Raw genomic sequence first — 19,131 nt, forward strand, 5'->3', positions numbered from 1 at the left:
TATCCTGAAATATAGGGTTAAGGATGTTCTGTTTTGTTGTGACGCGTGAATATGGCGTGATAGTAAGCTATCTTTTTTGCTTGCTCTGCCGGAACCTTGAGTGATTTACATCAGGGTTTGCCGTTATACAGTTCATAGAAATAATGCTCGACCTGTTCGAGGCTGCGGCCTTTAGTTTCCGGGATAGTGCGCAGGACAAACATCGAACCGCCGATGCCGATCACCGCGAAAGTTAAGAACGCGCCAGCTAAACCAAATGCCGCCAGCAAAAGCGGAAATGCCATGGAAATGGCGAAGTTTGCCATCCACAACGCGAACACCGCGCCGCCCATGCAAATGCCACGCATCCTCGCCGGGAATATTTCAGATAACAGCAGCCACGTAACCGGCGATAACGCGCCTTGCTGGAAACACAAGAACATCAACATGCCCGCCAACACCAGATAGGCGCGCAGTAAGTTCACTTCGCCAGCTTGAAGATATTCCGGCATGAAAAAGCACACCGCCGCGATGAAGAATAAACAGGCGGTGCAGCCCATTTGACCGACCAATACCAGCGGGCGGCGGCCAATTTTGCCAATCATCCAAATCCCGACTAATGTCATCAACACCGAAATCACGCCGTTAGCGATAGTGGCAAACAGCGCGGCATCGTTGCTCAACCCTGTAGCGGTCAGCATGGTGGGCGCGTAATACATGATGGTATTAACGCCGGTTAATTGCTGAATGGCGGCAATACCAATACCGAGCAGAAATACTTTGCGCAGCCACGGCGTGCGCAAATCGCGCAGGCGACCTTTGCCCTTTTGCCGGTTCTCTTCGATGGTTTCTTCAATCTCCTCCAGTTCCCAATCGACGTCATCCGCCGCACGGGTTTTCTCCAGTACTTTGCGCGCGTCCTGGGTATTGCCACGCATCACATGCCAGCGTGGACTTTCCGGCATAAAGATCATGCCAAACCACAGCAGCACTGCGGGTACAGTGGAGATGGCAATCATCCAGCGCCAGGTATGTTCGCCGCCCCAAATTTCATTGAAGGTGGCGTTAGAAACGTAAGCCAGTAATTGACCTGAAACGATCATCAACTCTTGTAGCGTCACCAATTGGCCGCGTTTGTTGGCAGGTGCGATTTCCGCGATATACACCGGTACGGTGGCGGCTGCTCCGCCCACTGCGATACCAAGGAATAAACGCGAGGCAATCATCGTAATGACATCAGGAGCGAAAGCGGAACCGATAGCGCCTAGCGCAAAGATAAATGCCAGCGAAATAATGATCTTGCGACGTCCCATGGCGTCGGCAAAATGTCCGGCGAGCAACGCTCCAAAGGCGGCACCGAACAGTAATGAACTGGTCACTAAGCCGGTGGTAAACGGCGTGAGTTGTAGGTCGCCGCGCATAAACAGCAATGCACCGGAAACCACGCCGGTATCGTAACCAAACAGTAATCCACCGAGCGTGGCGACCAGCGCAATAATTTTAACGAAGGGTTCGGTACGCGTGGTGCTATTCGGCCCCGACGCGGTGTTGGTGGATATATAAAGTTCTCTTTCCATAATACCTCCTGGTATAAAACGCTTAAGGAAATACGGCAGAACAAAACAGAAAGTTCACGCTAACGGTGTTTTTATTTCATGTTAATTATTAATTGAAATTTGTTTTTCGAATTGTGAGATCAAGCCGTTTAGTGTTTTTGTTTTGATGGAATTACATCAGGATGGGGTTAATTAATAGTGGGATAATGGCGATCGCGGGAGATTATTAAATTACTGAAATAAAAAGGTCGCCAAAAATGGCGACCCTACGATTAATCTGAGATGGGTTAATTAAAACATCCAGCGCACGCCGGCGTTATAGCGCCAACCTTTGGTGCCATTGCCGTCAATTTCCTGGCGATAATCCGCTTCAGCGTACAGCGAGACATCGCTTTTCAAGGTTGCGGTGCCACCAATGCCAACATCCCACATTTGCCCGAATTTACCGCTATCGAAGCTCACGCTATCCGACGAGCCATTGGCGCTGGCACGCGTGGTAGCAGAACCGCCCCAACCGCGCGTATAGCTGGTGCGCAGATACGGCGTATACTGCTGACCGGCCGGATCCTGCCAGGTGCGATCCAGGCGTGCACCGACGCGACCAATGGTTTGATTGTAATCACCCCACGTCACGCGCGTGTTATCACGATCGACGACATCATCCATATTCAGTTGCAGGTACATCAACTGCGCCTGCGGTTCGAGGCGAATGCCGTTGGCAAACTGCCACGGATAACCACTCTCTACCGACGCACCCCAACCGTTGCCTTTCAGATGACCGACTTCTTTCTGGCGCGCAATATCGGTATCGCCGCGATGCCAATCAAATGACAGCGCACCATCGACGTAGAAGCCGCTGTCGCGCAGCCAGGTGGCGTAGAGCGAGAAGGTATCGTTATCGAAGCTGGTTGAGCTGTAGCCATCTACCGCTTGCGGACGAATGCGCGCATTACCGCGTGTGTAGGCAACGCCCGCACGCAGGCTGTCGGTTTCGCCTTGCAGATGCAGCAGATTGCCGCCGAGCTGTACCGCGCTGTAATCGAGGTCAAAGTCATAACCGTATTGGCTTTGCTCGCGATTGGATTTGTACTTGAGGTTTGAACCGAGGTAGCGAATAAACATCTCGCCGCTGCCGTTGCTGTCATCTGCGCGCAGTTCCCCCAGACGCTTATGCAGATCGTCCATCACCGCCATGTTGTAGTAGGCCAAACCGACCGGCGCGGAGATATACGATGGCATCTGCGGCGTCACTTTCGGCCGTTCAAGGTTGCCCGCCGCATCAGTCACAAAATTGTTTGCCAGGCGATAATCCCACGCCGAGCCACTTTGCGTGCCGTAGATGCCGTATTGCCACGGACCGCTGGCCACATAGCCATTGCTCAACGCGAAGCTGTTGGCGCTGGCGTTTCCTGTCACTTGCGCCAGCGCAATGCCTTGATCTGGCGTAATGATTGCCGCGCTGCCAACCAATGGCGTGACGTCCAGCAGCGTAGTGCCGCTGGTATTGCCGTTGACTTGGAGACGATCGCTGCTACCGCCTGCGGCAATTTGGGTGTTGAGTTTTACGTGGCCGCCGGTGGAATTTAAATCACCGTCAACCGTGAGCGTGTTGCCTGGCGCGCCGCTGCCGTTAGTGAGATCCAACGTACCGGCATTATTCACCACCAGCGAACCGTCGCTGGCACCGCTGAGCAACGGATTTACGCCATCGCCGACAAACAGCGTTGATCCGCTATCAATATTGATGGTGCTGTGCGCCAACTTGAGGTTATCGGTTAACGTCCATTGTGTGTTGTAGAAGTTGATGGTGCTCCAGCCACCGCCGAGGTTAGTACCTTTGCTGAGATCATCCGCTGCCAGCGAACCGCCACGCGCGTTGATCTCGTTAAAACTCAGGGTGCTGCCAGCGCCATTCTCGGTAGTGATATGGCGCGTATTCGCCAGGCTCACGTTTTCGACCAGCGCCTGATTATTACCGGTACCCATCGTCAAGCTACCGTTAATGGTGCCGCCAGAGAGTTGCAGCGTGTCGTTACCGTTGCCGGTATTGACGTCGCCCAGCACATTACCGGACAGCAAGGCGAACTGATCGTTACTCGCGCCGCCTGCCACAATTACCGTTTCCGGGAAAGGCGCGCTGATATTGCCCTGGTTGATAAACACCGTTTGCCCGCCGCGCAAATCAATGATTGGCGATTGGGTGCTGAGCGAAATAATGCTGCCCTGGTTGATCACTTCGCTGGCGGTACTGGTGACAATCGCCGACCCGCCGGTCATGCCATCCTGGTTGTACACCGCTAAGGTGCCTTGGTTGATGACGCGCCCGGTGGTGTTGGCGCGCACACCGGTGCTATTCGGGCCGGTAATGAAGAAATAATAATTCGGTCCGATCAGCAAATCATTGCTGGTGGTCGAACCATCCTCGTTTTCGAACAGATAGCCGGTACCTTCCGAGACGCCGATGTAGGCGCTGCCGTTGGGATCAAAAGAGGTGGCTGAACGAATCGCGTTGCCGCCATTGATATCCAGACGTACGCGTTGCAGTGAAATGTTGCTGATTTCGGCGCGGTTGTTGATCACGTTACCGTGGTAAGCACTGAGTACGGCGTGATCGGCACTGAAGCCGTTCGCCCCATTATCTAGCAATACCGCGTCGGCATTGCCACTGGCAAAAATAGTGCTGGAGTAGCTGTTATAGTTATCACCTTGCCCATCGCCCACAATATTCAATACGCCGCCCTGACCGACGCGCATGGCAGCAATCCCGCTATCGACCTGCAATTGACCGCTCATTTGCGTGTATTGGCCGTAGCCATTGCTGACATCCACACCCACGCCATTGGCGACATGGATATTGCCGCGGTTAACCAGATTGCCGCCGTAATAGAGTCGCGCACCGATGTTATTGCTGCCCGTAAGGTCAATGCTGCTTGAATTCTGGATGCTAGCGCCATTGCCGCTGCTCAATGCCGTGACGTTGTCACCTAAGCCGGTAATCGGTGCAGTGACGTAAAGCACCGCACCGCCGCTATCAGTAGCCGCACCGACGCTGTTGGCACCGCTCAAAGTAATGGCATTATTGACAATGCCGTAAGCGCCATCGCTCGCTCGCACCGCCGTCGCGCCGTTACCGGTCACAGTGTATTGATCGGTGCCAAACAGCGTGGTGCCCACGCCAGTGGCATCGATACCGGTGGTGTTCGCCCCACTTAAGGTGATATTGGCCGGTTGCAGCGGATAGAAAATGGTGCCCGCGCCTAAACGATACAGGGTTGATCCTTCAGTGCTGACATCCGTTTCACCGCCGTTGGAGACAATGTTCGAGCTGGCATCGGTAGAGAGATAGCCAACCTGATTGGCATCATGGAAAACCACCTTGCTGTTTTCGCCCAGATTCAGACCGGCACCACTCAACAGTTCCACCGCAACGGCGTTGCTGCCGTAAAGATTAATGGTGCCGTTTTGGTTGATCTGCACCCGATCGCCAATCGCCAAAATACCGTCGGTCGGTGCGTAATCTGGCGCATTGCCCGCGGTGACATTCAGCGTGCCGCTGTTGTTAATGGTGGCAGGCGTAATGCCGTCGCCGCTGAAATTGAAGCCTTGCGCGTACAGCGCGCTGCTGCCATTGGTGACGCTAATCGTGCCGCTGTTGGTAACATTCGCGCCCCAAATCGATTGAATACCAAAGGCATTTTCGCCACCCAGCGTGATGTTGCCGGTGTTCACCAACTGCGCCTGATTTTGTGCCACCAAGCCGATTTGCCCGCCAAAGTCGCTGTTGATATCGGCGTGGTTCGTCATGCTGGTGTTGCTATAAGGGAAAGCAATGCCATTGGTGATAAAGCCAGTAAGATCATGCTTATTGCCATCTACTAACGCCGCCGTCGCACCAGAACCGGTAAAGTTGAGCTGCGTCGCCGCATCAATGGTGCCCTGCGCGCCGCCTTCGACGACAACGCCAGTGGAATAGCCGCCAATATTCAGGGTTGCACCGTGAGTGTTGATGTCGGTGCCTGCGCCGCTGCCCATCACGCCAGTTGAGAAAGAGGCATTTGGCGTCAGCGTCATGCCGCTGCCATCAAAATCAGCGCCATCCTGCATACGGAATATGGTCGAGTACCAACCGGAAACGCCATAACTGCCATTGCTCGGCAGATTGATTTTGGCATCCGGGCCGATGGTCAGGAAGTTGATCTGATATTGCCCGCTACCCGAATTTGGCACCGCGCTTTGCGCCACATTGACGGTGGCATTGCCTTCTGCGCGAATGCCGATTGCCGCGTCACCGTCAAGATTGATCGGCCCACTGAGATCCGCCGACGCCGCGCCGCCATCAACACCGTTAACCCACACGGCGGTGTTGCGCGTGCCGTTGAAGTTGTCGGCGTTGCCATTAACGTTAATCGCGCCGCTTGACCACGCATGCGCGCTGTTGCCTGCGCTGGCAGTGACTTTCAGGCCGGTGCTGTTATCGCCATTAAGATTGATGATCCCGGCGTTGCCCACGTTGCCGCCGCTGCCGGAATCGATCACCTGCATGGCGATATTTTCCGCCGGTTTAAACTGCGCGCGACCATTGACGTCAATCACCCCGTTGTTCAGCGTGGTGGCATCCGGCGCGCTGGCCACGCGCATGGCGCTGGCATTTTGCGTTAACGATCCAATTACGATATCGCCGTTGTTGACCACGCTGGAATCGAACAGCTGGGAAATGGCGCTGGTGCCGCCGCTTTGATTGATCGCCACGTCGTTAGTGGCATCGGTCTGAGTGTTTTGCGGCGTGCGCCCGATGTAAATCGTGCCATTGTTGGTGAAACTCGACGTGGTGCCGCCTAACACCACGCCCGAACTGCTGCCGCTGCCAATGGTGTCCGTGACACCCAAATTGAGAGTACCGTTATTAACCGCACTGCCATCCTGCACGCTGATCGCGCTGGAGTTATCAGAGAATGCGTGGTTGAGTACGCCATTGTTGGTAAAGCGACTGTTACTCACATCCACCGTGGCGGCGTTGTAACCCAATGTGCTGCTATCAACGCCGCTGCCGTCGGCATTATTGAAGAACCCGCCATTGATCACGCCGTTATTGATGCCGGTGCTACCGTTGGTTAACACCAGCGCATCGTTGTCGGTGGTGCGCGTTCCGGTGCTGGATAATTTGCCATTGATGGTGGCGATGGCACCGTTATCGGCTCGCATCGCGCCACCGCTGGCGTTTGCCACTTCCAGCGTTTTACCCGCATTGATCGTCGCGCTGGCTTGCGATCCATCCGCGCTCAGTACAATGCGATCACCTATCGGCAGCAGCACTTCATCGTCAGGATCGCGCAAGCTCAGTGCCCAGACTACGCTGCCGGTGGTGAAGCTGAAGGCTTTGTCGAATTCGCTGTTATAGCTGGCGGGATCGAGATTGGCGCTCTGCAATTGGCCGATGAGCCAATCATTGTATTGTTGCAGTTGGCTGAGGTTGGTGACGTTAAATTGGCTGACGTTGCCATCTTTGGTGGTGACGCTAAAAGCGCCGCTGTATGTGACTAATTGGTCATCACTGAACGCCCAACGCGCGCCATTGGGTGCCTGAATGGCGGTAAAATCAATGCGATTATCCCCATCCCAATTCATGTTGCCGCTGCCAATGGCAGTAAACAGTCGGCTTTGTTTGGCGGCCATTTCCCAGCCATTTTCAGTGGTGGATGCGCCTGGCGTACCGAGCTGAACATTAATCGTGCCGTTGCTCACCGACGCTACGCGAGCATTAATATATTGTTGATCGCCAACATCTTCATAATCCGTCACAGCTTGATTAAGACTAATCGGTGCCAGATTACTTAATGCCGCGGTATCGTAAGTGGAATAATGGCTATAAAGCCCATTCGCCACATCAGAAATTAAAACATCATAATTTTGTGTGCCCAATGAAAGCCGTTCTCTGCCGGTCAAGCTGTCGGTAAAAATACGCCCTTCATCTTGTAACTGACCTATTGTGGTTGCTACCGCTCCGCTTTTTCCCGGTTCGAATTGTGGCAGCCCGGTTAAAGATTGCGTGCTGCCATTACATACGCAAAATACACCGACTTTGTTGTCGTTCTTTTCCGGGGTAAAAGGTTGAATAACGGCAGCCCAGGTGGGTAATGCTGGATACATCAAGCCCTGCGCGGCCAATAGACTGATCACAAGCGGTTTTAGTTTGAACGACATCCTTTCCTCCAGAGAGAAAATAGTTTTTTTCCGCATGGCGAAGCGCCGCCAGGCATGACGTTTTAGAAAAGTGAGTGTGAAAATCAGGAAATACATGATGTGCTGTGTTGAGATATCACAACACTTTGTAAAGAAAACGTCTAGATGGGGTAAAAGAATTAAGCGTTGATTAAGTCAAATTAAGAATTAACCCTTGCGATACAACATTAAATAAATTGCCGATTAATCGTTGAAGTATTTTCAAATCAAACGAATAGATAAATAAGTAGCGCCAGAGTTAATTGAAAAATTGCTTGTTGCATAATCCGAGATTGGTTAATTAGCGCCATCTATTATTGATATTTGTATTAAAAGGGTCACCATGAATGGCGACCTTACAGGCATATAATAAGAACGAATGACGACCTTGCAGGTATAAATAAATCGGTAATCAATCCTGGGTTTTCGCGCCAGCGTAATCGCATCCATTCTGTGATCATTTTCGCAACAACGGCTTAAACATCCTTGTATGGTAGTCTAACAATTATTCTACAGGGATTCGCAATGGCTTCCTCCACCATGACCCAGACGTCAGTCACCGAGAAAGATAACACTTCACTGATTAAACGCGTGGCGAGTGCTTCTGCTATCGGCACCGCAGCAGAGTATTACGACTTCTTTGCCTACGGCACCGCGGCGGTGCTGTTTTTCGGTCATCTGTTCTTTCCCAGCCACGATCCGTTGATCAGCACCCTCGCCGCCTTTGCCACCTATGCGGTTGGCTTTCTGGCGCGTCCGATTGGCGGCATCGTGTTTGGCCATATCGGCGATAAAGTGGGACGCAAAAAAGCCTTGGTGGCGACCATTTTGATTGTTGGACTCGGTACTTTCTGCATTGGCCTGCTGCCGACTTACGAAAAAATCGGTATCTGGGCGCCGATTTTGCTGATTCTGATTCGTTTGCTGCAAGGCTTTGGCGTCGGCGGTGAACAGGCGGGCGCGGTATTGATGACCGCGGAGTATTCGCAAGCATCACGGCGCGGTTTTTTCGCCAGTTGGGTGCAAATTGGTGCGCCCGTCGGCTTTCTGCTGCCGCTGGCGCTGTTTGCGGTGTTGAATGCCACGCTTTCAGCCGATCAAATGATGGCTTGGGGCTGGCGCGTGCCGTTTTTGTTAAGCGCAGTGCTGGTGATTGTTGGCCTATTCATCCGCTTACGCATTGATGAATCGCCGGTGTTTGCCGCAATTCGTGAAACCAAAGCGGCTGAATCTCGCCCACTGAAAGAGGTGATTCGTGGTAACCCGCGTTTGGTAATCAACGGCGTTGCCGCGAAGCTGATTGAGGCCTGCGCTTTCGCGCTGTTCACGGTGATTATTTTGGCGTGGGGCAAAGCCAATAATCTCGATGCCGGCATTTTGATGAACAGCATGATCGTCGCGGTGATTCTTGAAGTGTTTTCCATTCCACTGATGGGCGCGTTATCCGACAGAATTGGCCGCAAACCGGTTTACATGATGGGCGCACTGTTGATTGTCCTCGCCATTGTGCCGTTCTTCCTCGCCTTGCAGCAAAACAGCTATTGGCTGACGCAAATCGCCATGATTGTGGCGTTAACGCTTGGACACAGCATGTGTTATGCGCCGCAAGCGTCCTGGTTCCCGGAGCTGTTTCCTACGCATATTCGTTGCAGCGGCATTGCGGTTATATGGCAAGTCGGTTCGCTGATTGGCAGTGGCGTGTTGGGTTTGGTGGCGGTGAAAATCCTGCAAATGACCGATGGACATTGGTACGGCCTGGCGCTGTATGTCGCGGTGCTGGGCGTGATTTCGGTTATTGGCTTGCTGCGACTGCCAGAAACCGCGCCACGTCGCCGCAATGGCGAATACCACGAATGGCAGCAACATTGATTTTTTAACCAGAGCGGCAATCCGCCGCTCTTATGCATTTAACGCATTAGCATTGCCGATTTATGGATTTGCGAATTGAAGCCAATGCAATAGCATGATTTTCATCATTTTCTCCTGCACTTCCCGCCGAATCGGATCGCCATCATCATGCGCAACATGCATTCGCGTTGTCTTTCATTAAATGACTTCGAAAAATACGCCCGAAATCACCTGCCGCATCCGCTGTTCGCTTATGTTTCTGGCGGCGTCGAAGACAATGTTGCACTGCAGAACACGCTGGCATCTTATGCACGTTACAGCCTGATTCCTGAAAATATGGTGGATGTATCGCAGCGCGATATTGAAGTTGAGCTGTTCGGTCATCGTTATGCTGCGCCTGTTGGCATCGCACCCATGGGGATCTCGGCGTTAACCGGTTTTGATGGCGACAATACGCTGGCGGGTGCGGCGCGAGATAAAAACGTGCCGTTTATCATGAGCGGATCGTCATTGACGCGGCTGGAAGATGTCGCTCAGGTCAATCCCAACATGTGGTTTCAAGCCTATCTACCCAAGACTTTGGCAGAGATCGATGCGTTGATTGATCGGGTCAAACGCGCGGCGATTCCGGTGCTGGTGATTACGGTGGATACGCCGGTCAAAGCCAATCGCGAGAATAATCAGCGTGCTGGATTTGCCACACCGTTTCGTCCCAGCTTACGTTTGGCATGGCAAGGCATCACCCATCCACGCTGGTTAAGCGGCACCTTAATGCGAACGCTTCTTAAAAGTGGCATGCCCCATTTTGAGAACAACAACGCGCAGCGCGGTGCGCCGCTGTTTTCGAAAAATGCGGTACGCGATTTCAGCGGTCGCAGCCATCTGACCTGGCGACATATCGAGCATATTCGTGCGCGCTGGACCGGCGCGATGGTGATTAAAGGCATTCTCAGCCGCAACGATGCGCTGCGCTGTAAAGCCATCGGCATTGACGGCATTGTGGTGTCCAATCATGGCGGTCGCCAACTCGACACGGTGATTCCGCCGATTTATGTGCTGCCGGAAATCGTCGAGGCTGCGGGCGATATGACGGTGATGTTTGATAGCGGCATTCGACGTGGCACCGATGCGATCAAGGCCATTGCCTTGGGTGCGCAAGCTTGTTTTGTCGGCAGGCCGTTTAATTATGCCTGCGCTGTCGGCGGCGCGGCGGGCGTGAATCTGGCGATTGATTTGATAAACAGTGAAGTGAGCCGGGATTTAGGCATGTTAGGTGCGCCATCGCTGGCGCATTTGGGCGAGAAATATCTGCGGTTAATTGCGTGACAATGTCACGCAATCTTATTAACGTCATTCAAGATGACCGCTTCGGCAGCGAAACCAGCAACAAACCAATCACAATCAACACCACCCCGGCGAAACTGCTCCAGCGGAACGTCTCGCCTAACTCTGGCAATGAAATCGCGGCCAGCCACACCAGCACATAACTCAAACTTAATAACGGATAAAGTCGATTGAGCGGCATGTGGCGCAGCGCCAGCATCCAGCACAACATCGACAACGCGTAAGCCCCGAGCCCAACCGCCAGCATCAACAACGTGGAGAGATGCTGCAACAGCAACACTTCAAGCAATGGCGGAAAATCCTGCATCGCCATGCGCAACACCAATTGCGCCAGCGACACCAGCAGCACGCTGCACAGCGCTAACAGTAGCCCTTTCATAGATGACTTCCCATTAGCGCCACGCCTGCGACAATCACCAGCGTACCGATCCATTGCTGCAAGCTATAGGTTTCACGCCAAATCAATTTTGCCGCAATCGCCACCAACACGAAGTTAAGACTGAGCATCGGATAAGCAATGCTGACCGGCACCACACGCAATACCGCCAGCCACAACAACATCCCCACGCCGAGCAGCAAAATACTCAACGCCAGCAACAGGATAAGCGTTTTTTTGCCGTGTCGAGTGCCGAGATACGCCGCCTGTTTCTGACACAACTGCGCGGCGCAGCTCAGGATGCTAACCAATAAAATCAGCAATAAATTCATGGCTTCGCATCGTAACCGTAGTACACCAGTCGGCCCTGACGATAAACATCATCGGGTTCCGGCAAGCGTACATCTGGCGTTTTTTCGTCTGAGTTCAGCATCATGATCAACGCGACTTTGCCCTGACGACGGTGCACTTGCAGCCAATCGGCAAACGCATCAGCATCTATATAGTGCGATTGCGCATCCGGATAACTCAAGCCGTATTGCAACTCACCTTTGGCATCATAGAAATTGATATCACTGCGCTTCAATTCCCAGGCAACCGCCGACGCCACGCCAGGATTGTCTGCCAGCAGGAAACGACTTTGTGCCAGTTGATCATGCACCGCGCTAACAAAGCTCTGCGGCTGCTTGGAGTCGCGCACTTTGTTCGGAATGGCGAACCCAACCAGCAACGCCAACGCCAGCGGACATAATGCCGCCAGTTGCCAGCGTCCGTTTTCCGGCTTGCGGCTCATCCAACCCATCACGCCCCAGCCAATGAACGCCAGCGCACCACACAGCACACCCACCATTTCATCGCTGGTATACACCGGACGATGTGATACGCCCCACGGCGCAATTACCACTAACACCACCAACGCGGTGATAGCGCCAAAGATCAGGTTGATCCAGCCATTCACTTTCAACGCTTTGATGACCTGCGCTGAGCCGCTGTGCGCGTAATGCGCCATCAGCAACGCCAGCGGTGCGAAGCACGGCAAGATATAGGTTGGCAGCTTGCCTTTGGCGATGCTGAAAAACAGCAGCGGCAAGATGACCCAACTCAACAAATACGCTGCTCCTGCATGCTGCGAGCGCTGACGCCATGCGCCAGCCAGCGAACCGGGTAGCAATGCCAGCCACGGTAAACAACCGGCCAGCAGCACCGGAATGTAGTACCAGAACGGCGCTTTGTGTTGCGCATCCGACTCGGCAAAACGCTGAATGTGCTCAACCCAGAAGAAGTAGTGCCAGAAATTGGCTTCTTGTTGGTTAATCGCCAACGCCCACGGCGTGCTGAGCAGCGTGGCAACCACAATGGTCAGCGGTCCCCAGCGCAGCAGTTCCATGAAGCGGCGTTGCCAAATCATCCACGGCACAATCGCTAACACCGGTACCGCTAAGGCGAGGAAACCTTTGGTCATAAAGCCCATCGCACAGGCGGCACCGAGCAACAGATAGCCACACAAACGCTGCTGCGTGGTGCTGGCCTGCGCCGCCAACCAGAAGCTGCACATCGCTGAGACCAGCCACAGCAGCAGAATCGGATCGAGCACCGCATAAGTGCCGACGCCATAAACCAACAGCGACGTCAGGAAGATGATGCTGCCGGTCAGCGCGATTTTACAGCTGGCAAACATCTGTTTACCCAGCCAATAAATCAGCAGTGCACTAAAGCTGGTGCTGAATATCGAACCGGCGCGCACACCGAAGTTGGTATGGCCGAACAGCAACTGGCCGATGTTATTAACCCAATAGCCGGCAATTGGTTTTTCGAAGTAGCGCAAATCGAAGAAATGCGGCACTACCCAATTGCCGCTGACCAGCATTTCACGGCTGATTTCGGCATAACGGGTTTCGTCCGGTTGCCATAAGGCGCGGAATTCAATCGGGATCAGGTAGTAAAGTGCAAAGAGTGCAATCAGCCACGCGGTTTTGGTGCCTATACGCATTTAAACAGTCCTAAAAAAATTATCCCTGGCAGCCCAGCCAACCTTCACGTCCGGGAATATGCCCGCGCACCACTTTGCCTTCCGGCAAGGTACTGAGATCGTCCGGCAGTAATTCGCTTAACGGGCAGAAACGAATACCATTTTGTTCAGCTCGCACCAGCAGATCGGCAAACGCTTTCAAGCCAACAATCCCTTCGACCTCGGCATGAATGGTGTAAACCGGTGAACCTTGCGCCGCCAGCATTTGCTCGAGGATGAAATCATTAAAACCCTCGGCGCTGACAGATTGGCCGACCACCTCGTCCCAGGTTGGCAACGTGACAGGAATCTGCACCGTGCCAAGAGTGCCATCTGCCATGCGCGGCAGAAACGGCCCGCTGCCGCGACAATCGCTGTTGTAGTGGAAACCAAACGTCTGCTTCGCGGCTAACACACGACCATCAGCACGCCAACCGGCTACTGCGGAACATGTGACATTGTCACCAATAATCGTTTCCAGCGCTTTTTTGCCACGACCAATCTGCTCTAACAGCTTCTCTTGTGACCACACGCCAGCCCAGGTTTGCCATGCAAAGTGATCCCATGCATGCAAACCCACTTCGTGATGATCGGCGGTGGCGCTGATAATTTCCTCAAGGCCGCGACCAATGTCACGTCCCGGCCATGCGGTGCCTGCCAACAAAATATCCCAGCCGTACAGCGATGCCGCGCGCGAACGCAGCATTTTCCACAAGAATTTAGGCTTGAGAAGACGCCACAAGTGGCGTCCCATGTTGTCTGGACCAACGCTGAAGAAAAAACTGGCTTGAAGCTGATGCAAACTGAACTGCTCTAACAAGGCGGGAACCCCTTTTTGGGTGCCGCGCCAGGTATCGACATCAACGCGCAAACCTACTTTTTTCATGGCTTATCCTGCAACTCGACGGTGCGCAGGAAGAAGTCCAGCGTGTTATCAATGGTGGTATCCATCTCAACGGTTGGCGTCCAATCCAGCAGACGGCGCGCGTTTTTGATCGACGGTTTGCGGTGTTCTACGTCCTGATAACCTTTACCGTAATAGCTGCTGCTTTCCACTTCACGGAAACCGGCAAACGGTGGGAAATTGCTGCGCAGCGGGTGACGCTCAAAGCTCGCCAGCAGACGTTCAGCCAACTCTTTGATGCTGGCTTCGTTTTCCGGGTTACCAATGTTGACGATCTGGCCGTCGCAGTTGTTGTGCTTGTTCTCGATAATGCGGAACAGCGCTTCAATGCCGTCGCGGATGTCGGTGAAGCAACGTTTCTGCGCACCGCCATCGATCAGTTTGATCGGCGATCCTTCCACCAGGTTAAGGATCAACTGGGTGATCGCGCGTGAGCTGCCGATGCGTGCGGCGTTGAGGTTGTCGAGGCGCGGCCCCATCCAGTTAAACGGACGGAACAATGTGAAGCGCAGGCCTTCTTTCTCGCCGTAAGCCCAAATCACACGATCCAACAGTTGTTTGGAAACCGAGTAGATCCAGCGCTGTTTGTTAATCGGGCCAACCACCAGGTTGGAATGATCTTCGTCGAAATGTTGGTCGGTGCACATGCCATACACTTCAGACGTGGATGGGAAGATGATGCGTTTTTTGTATTTCACGCAGTCACGAATGATTTTGAGATTCTCTTCAAAATCGAGTTCGAAGACGCGCAGCGGATTACGCGTATACTCGATTGGCGTTGCAATCGCCACCAGCGGCAGCACCACATCGCACTTCTTAATGTGATATTCGATCCACTCGGAGTGAATGCTGATATCACCTTCAACAAAGTGGAAGTGAGGACGATCGAGGAAACGACTGATGGCATCAGAACCGATATCCAAACCGTAAACTTCGAAATTGTCATCCTGCAACAAACGCTCGGTTAAGTGGTTACCGATAAAGCCGTTAACGCCGAGGATCAGCACGCGCGTGCGACGTTTGATCGCAGCAACCGGCTGCGAATACAGCAACGCGCCTTTCACCACACCGAGGCTTTGTGCCAACTGACTGCCGTTCATATAAACGCCGTTGTCCGTTTGGCCGGTGACGATTTCCAGCGCACCTTCGCCGCAGGCAACCAGGAACGGTTCAACAGAGAGCACGGTACCCGGTTTTGCCGCTGGCGCATCAGCATGTACACGCCCTTTCCACACGGTGAATTTCACGGTACCAACGAAAGCAAACGCGCCCGGCCACGGTTCACTGACCGCACGTACCAGGTTGTTAACCTGCTGCGCGGAGTGTTCCCACTGGATACGGCCATCGGCAGCGGTACGGCGACCCACCACAGTCGCTTCGCTGTGATTTTGCGGCGTTGCCACAATCTCACCACGCTTCAGCGCTGGCAAAGCAGATTCCAGCACTTGCGTAGCGCAAATTACCAGCTTGTTATGCAGCGTCAACGCGTTGTCTTGATCATCAATCGCGACACGTTTTTGCTCGATGATATCGCCGGCATCAGCGCGTTTCACCATGCGGTGCAGGGTTACGCCGGTCTCTTTTTCACCGTTCACTAGCACCCAATTCAGCGGTGCGCGACCACGATATTTTGGCAGCAGCGAGCCGTGCAGATTAAACGCGCCAACACGCGCGGCATTGAGGATGTCCTCGCTCAACAATGCACGGTAATAGAAGGAGAAAATCATGTCCGGTGCCATAGCTTTAATGCGATCAACCCACAGCGGGTGGTTCACATCTTCCGGCGCATACACCGGAATGCCATGCTCTGCCGCCAGGCGCGCAACGGATGGAAAAGCGTGGCTTTCCGGCGAGGTATCGGCGTGAGTGAAAATGGCGCTGATTTCAAAGCCAGCATTCAGAAGTGCAGAGATCCCCGCACAGCCCATTTCGGCATAGCCAAAGACGATAGTTTTCATTGTTCAATTTCCTGTACCGAAGCGGCATTTTGCTGAGAATTAATAACACGTTGAATGAAGTAACGCGGACGTGCGCGCACGTCGTTGTAGATGCGTCCGATGTATTCGCCAAGTAAGCCCATGCCGATAAACTGCGCGCCGACAAAAATGAACAGCACGGCAAACAGCATGAACACGCCGTCGCCGGCCCAACTGGCACCAAGGAACAGACGCAGCACAATCAGAATCAATGAGAAGGCGAAACCGGCCAGCGCAATCAAACTGCCGACAATACTCAGCAGGCGCAGCGGCGTGGTGGTTAAGCATGTCACCAGGTCGTACATCAGGTTAATCAACTTCATAAAGCTGTATTTCGAATCGCCAAACTCGCGCTCGGCGTGTTTCACCGGCAGCTCAATGGTGCGGCGCGCAAAGGTGTTGGCGAGGATGGGAATAAAGGTGCTGCGTTCATGACAATTCAGCATCGCATCAACAATGTGACGACGGTAAGCGCGCAACATGCAGCCATAATCGCCCATCGCTTTGCCGGTAACGCGCTGGATCAAACCGTTGATGGTGCGTGACGCGCGGCGGCGGAACCAACTGTCCTGGCGGTTCTGACGCACGGTACCGACGACGTCGTAACCTTGCAGCGCTGCGTTCACCAGATTTGGAATCTCTTCCGGGGGGTTTTGCAGATCGGCATCCAGTGTGATGATCAAGTCACCCGTCACATGGCTAAATCCCGCCATGATCGCCGAGTGCTGGCCATAATTGCGGTTGAGCAACACGCCAACCACATGGCTGCCAGGCATATCCGCGGCGTCGGCGATCATTTCGCCTGATCGATCGCTGCTGCCATCATCGACCAGCAGAATTTCGTAGTCCAAACCGACTTGAGCACAAGCGGCATCAGTACGACGCACTAACTCGGGCAAACTTTCCTGTTCGTTGTACACCGGGATAACCACGGAGACTTTACGAATGGCTTTTTCTTCCAGCATCTCAAACTCCAGCGATTTGACGCAAAGCGCTAATCACGCGTGTTACGTCGTCGTCGCTCATATCAGGGAACAAAGGTATTGAGCAAATGCGATCGCTATTCCATTCCGTGTTAGGTAATGAAAGGTCGGGATAACGTTCGCGGTAATATTTGTGGGTGTGTGCGGCGCGGAAATGCAGGCCGGTGCCGATGTCTTGTGCTTTCAAGGCTTCCATCAATGCATCGCGGCTGATGCCACATTTCGCTTCATCCACGCGAATAATGAACAGATGCCATGCGTGCTGATGTGCCCAGGCGGGCTGCGCCAGCGGCAGGAATGGCGTGTCGGCCAATTCAGTCAAATAACGTTGTGCAATCTCAGCGCGGCGCGCATTAATCGCCGGCAGTTTGCCCAACTGCACCAGCGCAATCGCCGCGCTGATATCAGGTAAGTTGTATTTGAAGCCCGGCATGATCACTTCTGCCTGCGGCTTGCGACCATGCGTTTGACGATCATAGGCATCTACGCCTAAGCCGTGGAATTTCAGGCTGCGCATGCGATCGGCCAATTCCGCATCATCAGTGACAATTAGGCCACCTTCGGCGCAGGTCATGTTTTTAATGGCGTGGAACGAGAAGATGGCGGTGCCCTGATTGCCAACGTGTTGTCCATCGTAATAACAACCCGTAGCGTGAGCGGCGTCTTCAATCACCGGAATGCCATGACGTGCTCCAATGGCACGCATCGCGGCGATGTCCGCTGGCGCACCGGCATAATGCACCGGAATAATCGCGCGGGTACGCGGCGTAATGGCGGCTTCGATCGCTTCAGGCGTGACCATTAATGTGTCGCGGTCAATATCGATCATCACCGGGGTTGCGCCAAGCAGCGTGATGATATTGATGGTGGAAACCCAGGTTAGAGAAGGCGTAATCACTTCATCGCCAGGCTGAATGCCCAACGCGAGCAGTGTGACATGCATCCCTGCGGTAGCGGAGCTGACTGCGATTGCATGTTGATTGCCGGTGAGAGTACAGAAAGCCTGTTCTAATTCGGCACATTTGGGGCCGGTGGTGATCCAGCCAGATTCAAACACCGCTTTTACTGCTGCTAACTCTTCCTCACCCAATGACGGGCGCGAGAATGGAAGGAAATTCATAACCCTACCTTAACTTTTAGGTCCGCAAATTGCTTGTGATTAGATCAACCTCTACATCAGGCTTTCACGCGCATCATTAGCCATCCGTAACCAACTGATTAACCGCAAGTTAAACTAACATCTTGGTTATAGCACAAAGTGCTAATTTAAACCGTAGTACATAAAACCATAAGCAGTACTTTTTTGTTTATCTGTGAACAAAAATACGTTGGAAAACTTAACGCAACATTAAATGAAGTAAGCGAATTCTGGCTTTTTTCCTGGTTGTTGAAGATTGGTAGAGGAAAAATGCCGATTAGCAGCTAGCGATTAATGGCCATCAATGTTGCATCATGATGATCGCGCTGGTTATGAAGTAAGCGACGGTGTTTGCAGGGATGAATTCCCACTAAGATCAGTGAGAAAAGAGAAAATTTAACAAGACTTTAGCGCTTTACCTATACTCTTCTTAAGGTTAAGTTAAGCTTCAAACCCTACTTTGAGTCGGGCTATTGGCTGATGATCGAGGAGGAGAAAATTATGCGCACCAATAATGACCGGCTAGCTCAAGCGGCACTGCGTCGACACCATATTGGCGTGAAGACTAAAGGGTTGCGCTTTCGCGGCGATTTGTATGTGTTTCGCTATAATGCGGGTCAATACGATGTGTTCCTCAACAACGATCGCGTGATGTCACTCGCTACCAGCAACGTGCAGGAAGCAATCCAAATGTTTAAGCAGCAGTCGTAATTATTACGGCTGTTTTATTTAAGCTGCCTTAGACTCCCTGCATGTTAGTTTTAGAACCCATCCAAACTTCATCCTAAAAAATTCGAGAG

The 19,131-nt window shown here is 53.1% G+C and carries 12 protein-coding genes; 3 read left to right on the forward strand and 9 right to left on the reverse strand.

Going from position 1 to position 19,131, the window contains the following annotated elements:
- Window positions 1-110: 110 nt before the first annotated feature.
- Together ABDW13_RS00075 and ABDW13_RS00080 are read right to left on the reverse strand one after the other, a co-directional pair.
- Window positions 111-1,556: a sugar porter family MFS transporter gene (locus tag ABDW13_RS00075; protein ID WP_343550330.1), complete on the reverse strand. Its 1,446-nt coding sequence runs from the start codon at window positions 1,554-1,556 to the stop codon at window positions 111-113.
- A gap of 270 nt (window positions 1,557-1,826) precedes the next feature.
- The gene (locus tag ABDW13_RS00080) at window positions 1,827-7,736 is read right to left on the reverse strand and encodes an autotransporter outer membrane beta-barrel domain-containing protein (RefSeq protein ID WP_343550331.1); all 5,910 of its coding nucleotides are present in this window, start codon (window positions 7,734-7,736) and stop codon (window positions 1,827-1,829) included.
- Between the two features lie 543 nt (window positions 7,737-8,279).
- Here ABDW13_RS00080 and ABDW13_RS00085 point away from each other — a divergent pair.
- The gene (locus ABDW13_RS00085; protein WP_343550332.1) at window positions 8,280-9,623 is read left to right on the forward strand and encodes an MFS transporter; all 1,344 of its coding nucleotides are present in this window, start codon (window positions 8,280-8,282) and stop codon (window positions 9,621-9,623) included.
- Between the two features lie 147 nt (window positions 9,624-9,770).
- A complete protein-coding gene (locus ABDW13_RS00090) occupies window positions 9,771-10,928 on the forward strand; it encodes an alpha-hydroxy acid oxidase (RefSeq protein ID WP_343550333.1) in 1,158 nt (385 codons plus the stop codon).
- Window positions 10,929-10,956: 28 nt separating this feature from the next.
- On the opposite strand, the gene arnF is transcribed toward ABDW13_RS00090, so the two are convergent.
- The 7 genes from arnF to arnB are packed head-to-tail and all read right to left on the reverse strand — an operon-like array spanning window position 10,957 to window position 18,313.
- Window positions 10,957-11,325, reverse strand: a complete 369-nt coding sequence (arnF, locus tag ABDW13_RS00095; protein WP_343550334.1) for a 4-amino-4-deoxy-L-arabinose-phosphoundecaprenol flippase subunit ArnF — start codon at window positions 11,323-11,325, stop codon at window positions 10,957-10,959.
- Window positions 11,322-11,654 carry a 4-amino-4-deoxy-L-arabinose-phosphoundecaprenol flippase subunit ArnE gene (gene arnE / locus ABDW13_RS00100; RefSeq protein ID WP_343550335.1) on the reverse strand — a complete coding sequence of 111 codons (333 nt, stop codon included), beginning with the start codon at window positions 11,652-11,654 and terminating at the stop codon, window positions 11,322-11,324. Before arnE ends, arnF begins: the two co-directional genes overlap by 4 nt.
- On the reverse strand, window positions 11,651-13,312 hold the full coding sequence (gene arnT / locus ABDW13_RS00105) for a lipid IV(A) 4-amino-4-deoxy-L-arabinosyltransferase (RefSeq protein WP_343550336.1): 1,662 nt from the start codon (window positions 13,310-13,312) through the stop codon (window positions 11,651-11,653). The genes arnE and arnT overlap by 4 nt, the downstream gene beginning before the upstream one ends.
- Before the next feature lie 19 nt (window positions 13,313-13,331).
- A complete protein-coding gene (arnD, locus tag ABDW13_RS00110; RefSeq protein ID WP_343550337.1) occupies window positions 13,332-14,216 on the reverse strand; it encodes a 4-deoxy-4-formamido-L-arabinose-phosphoundecaprenol deformylase in 885 nt (294 codons plus the stop codon).
- Window positions 14,213-16,192, reverse strand: a complete 1,980-nt coding sequence (gene arnA, locus ABDW13_RS00115; protein ID WP_343550338.1) for a bifunctional UDP-4-amino-4-deoxy-L-arabinose formyltransferase/UDP-glucuronic acid oxidase ArnA — start codon at window positions 16,190-16,192, stop codon at window positions 14,213-14,215. The genes arnD and arnA overlap by 4 nt, the downstream gene beginning before the upstream one ends.
- Window positions 16,189-17,175: an undecaprenyl-phosphate 4-deoxy-4-formamido-L-arabinose transferase gene (gene arnC / locus ABDW13_RS00120; RefSeq protein ID WP_343550339.1), complete on the reverse strand. Its 987-nt coding sequence runs from the start codon at window positions 17,173-17,175 to the stop codon at window positions 16,189-16,191. Before arnC ends, arnA begins: the two co-directional genes overlap by 4 nt.
- Before the next feature lies 1 nt (window position 17,176).
- A complete protein-coding gene (gene arnB / locus ABDW13_RS00125; protein ID WP_343550340.1) occupies window positions 17,177-18,313 on the reverse strand; it encodes a UDP-4-amino-4-deoxy-L-arabinose aminotransferase in 1,137 nt (378 codons plus the stop codon).
- 519 nt (window positions 18,314-18,832) lie between these two features.
- Between arnB and ABDW13_RS00130 the strand changes: the two genes are divergently transcribed.
- Window positions 18,833-19,042, forward strand: coding sequence for a hypothetical protein (locus ABDW13_RS00130; RefSeq protein WP_343550341.1), 210 nt, complete (start codon window positions 18,833-18,835; stop codon window positions 19,040-19,042).
- Window positions 19,043-19,131: the final 89 nt, after the last annotated feature.

The sequence above is a fragment of the Pantoea sp. genome (assembly GCF_039594315.1).
Lineage (GTDB): Bacteria > Pseudomonadota > Gammaproteobacteria > Enterobacterales > Enterobacteriaceae > Pantoea.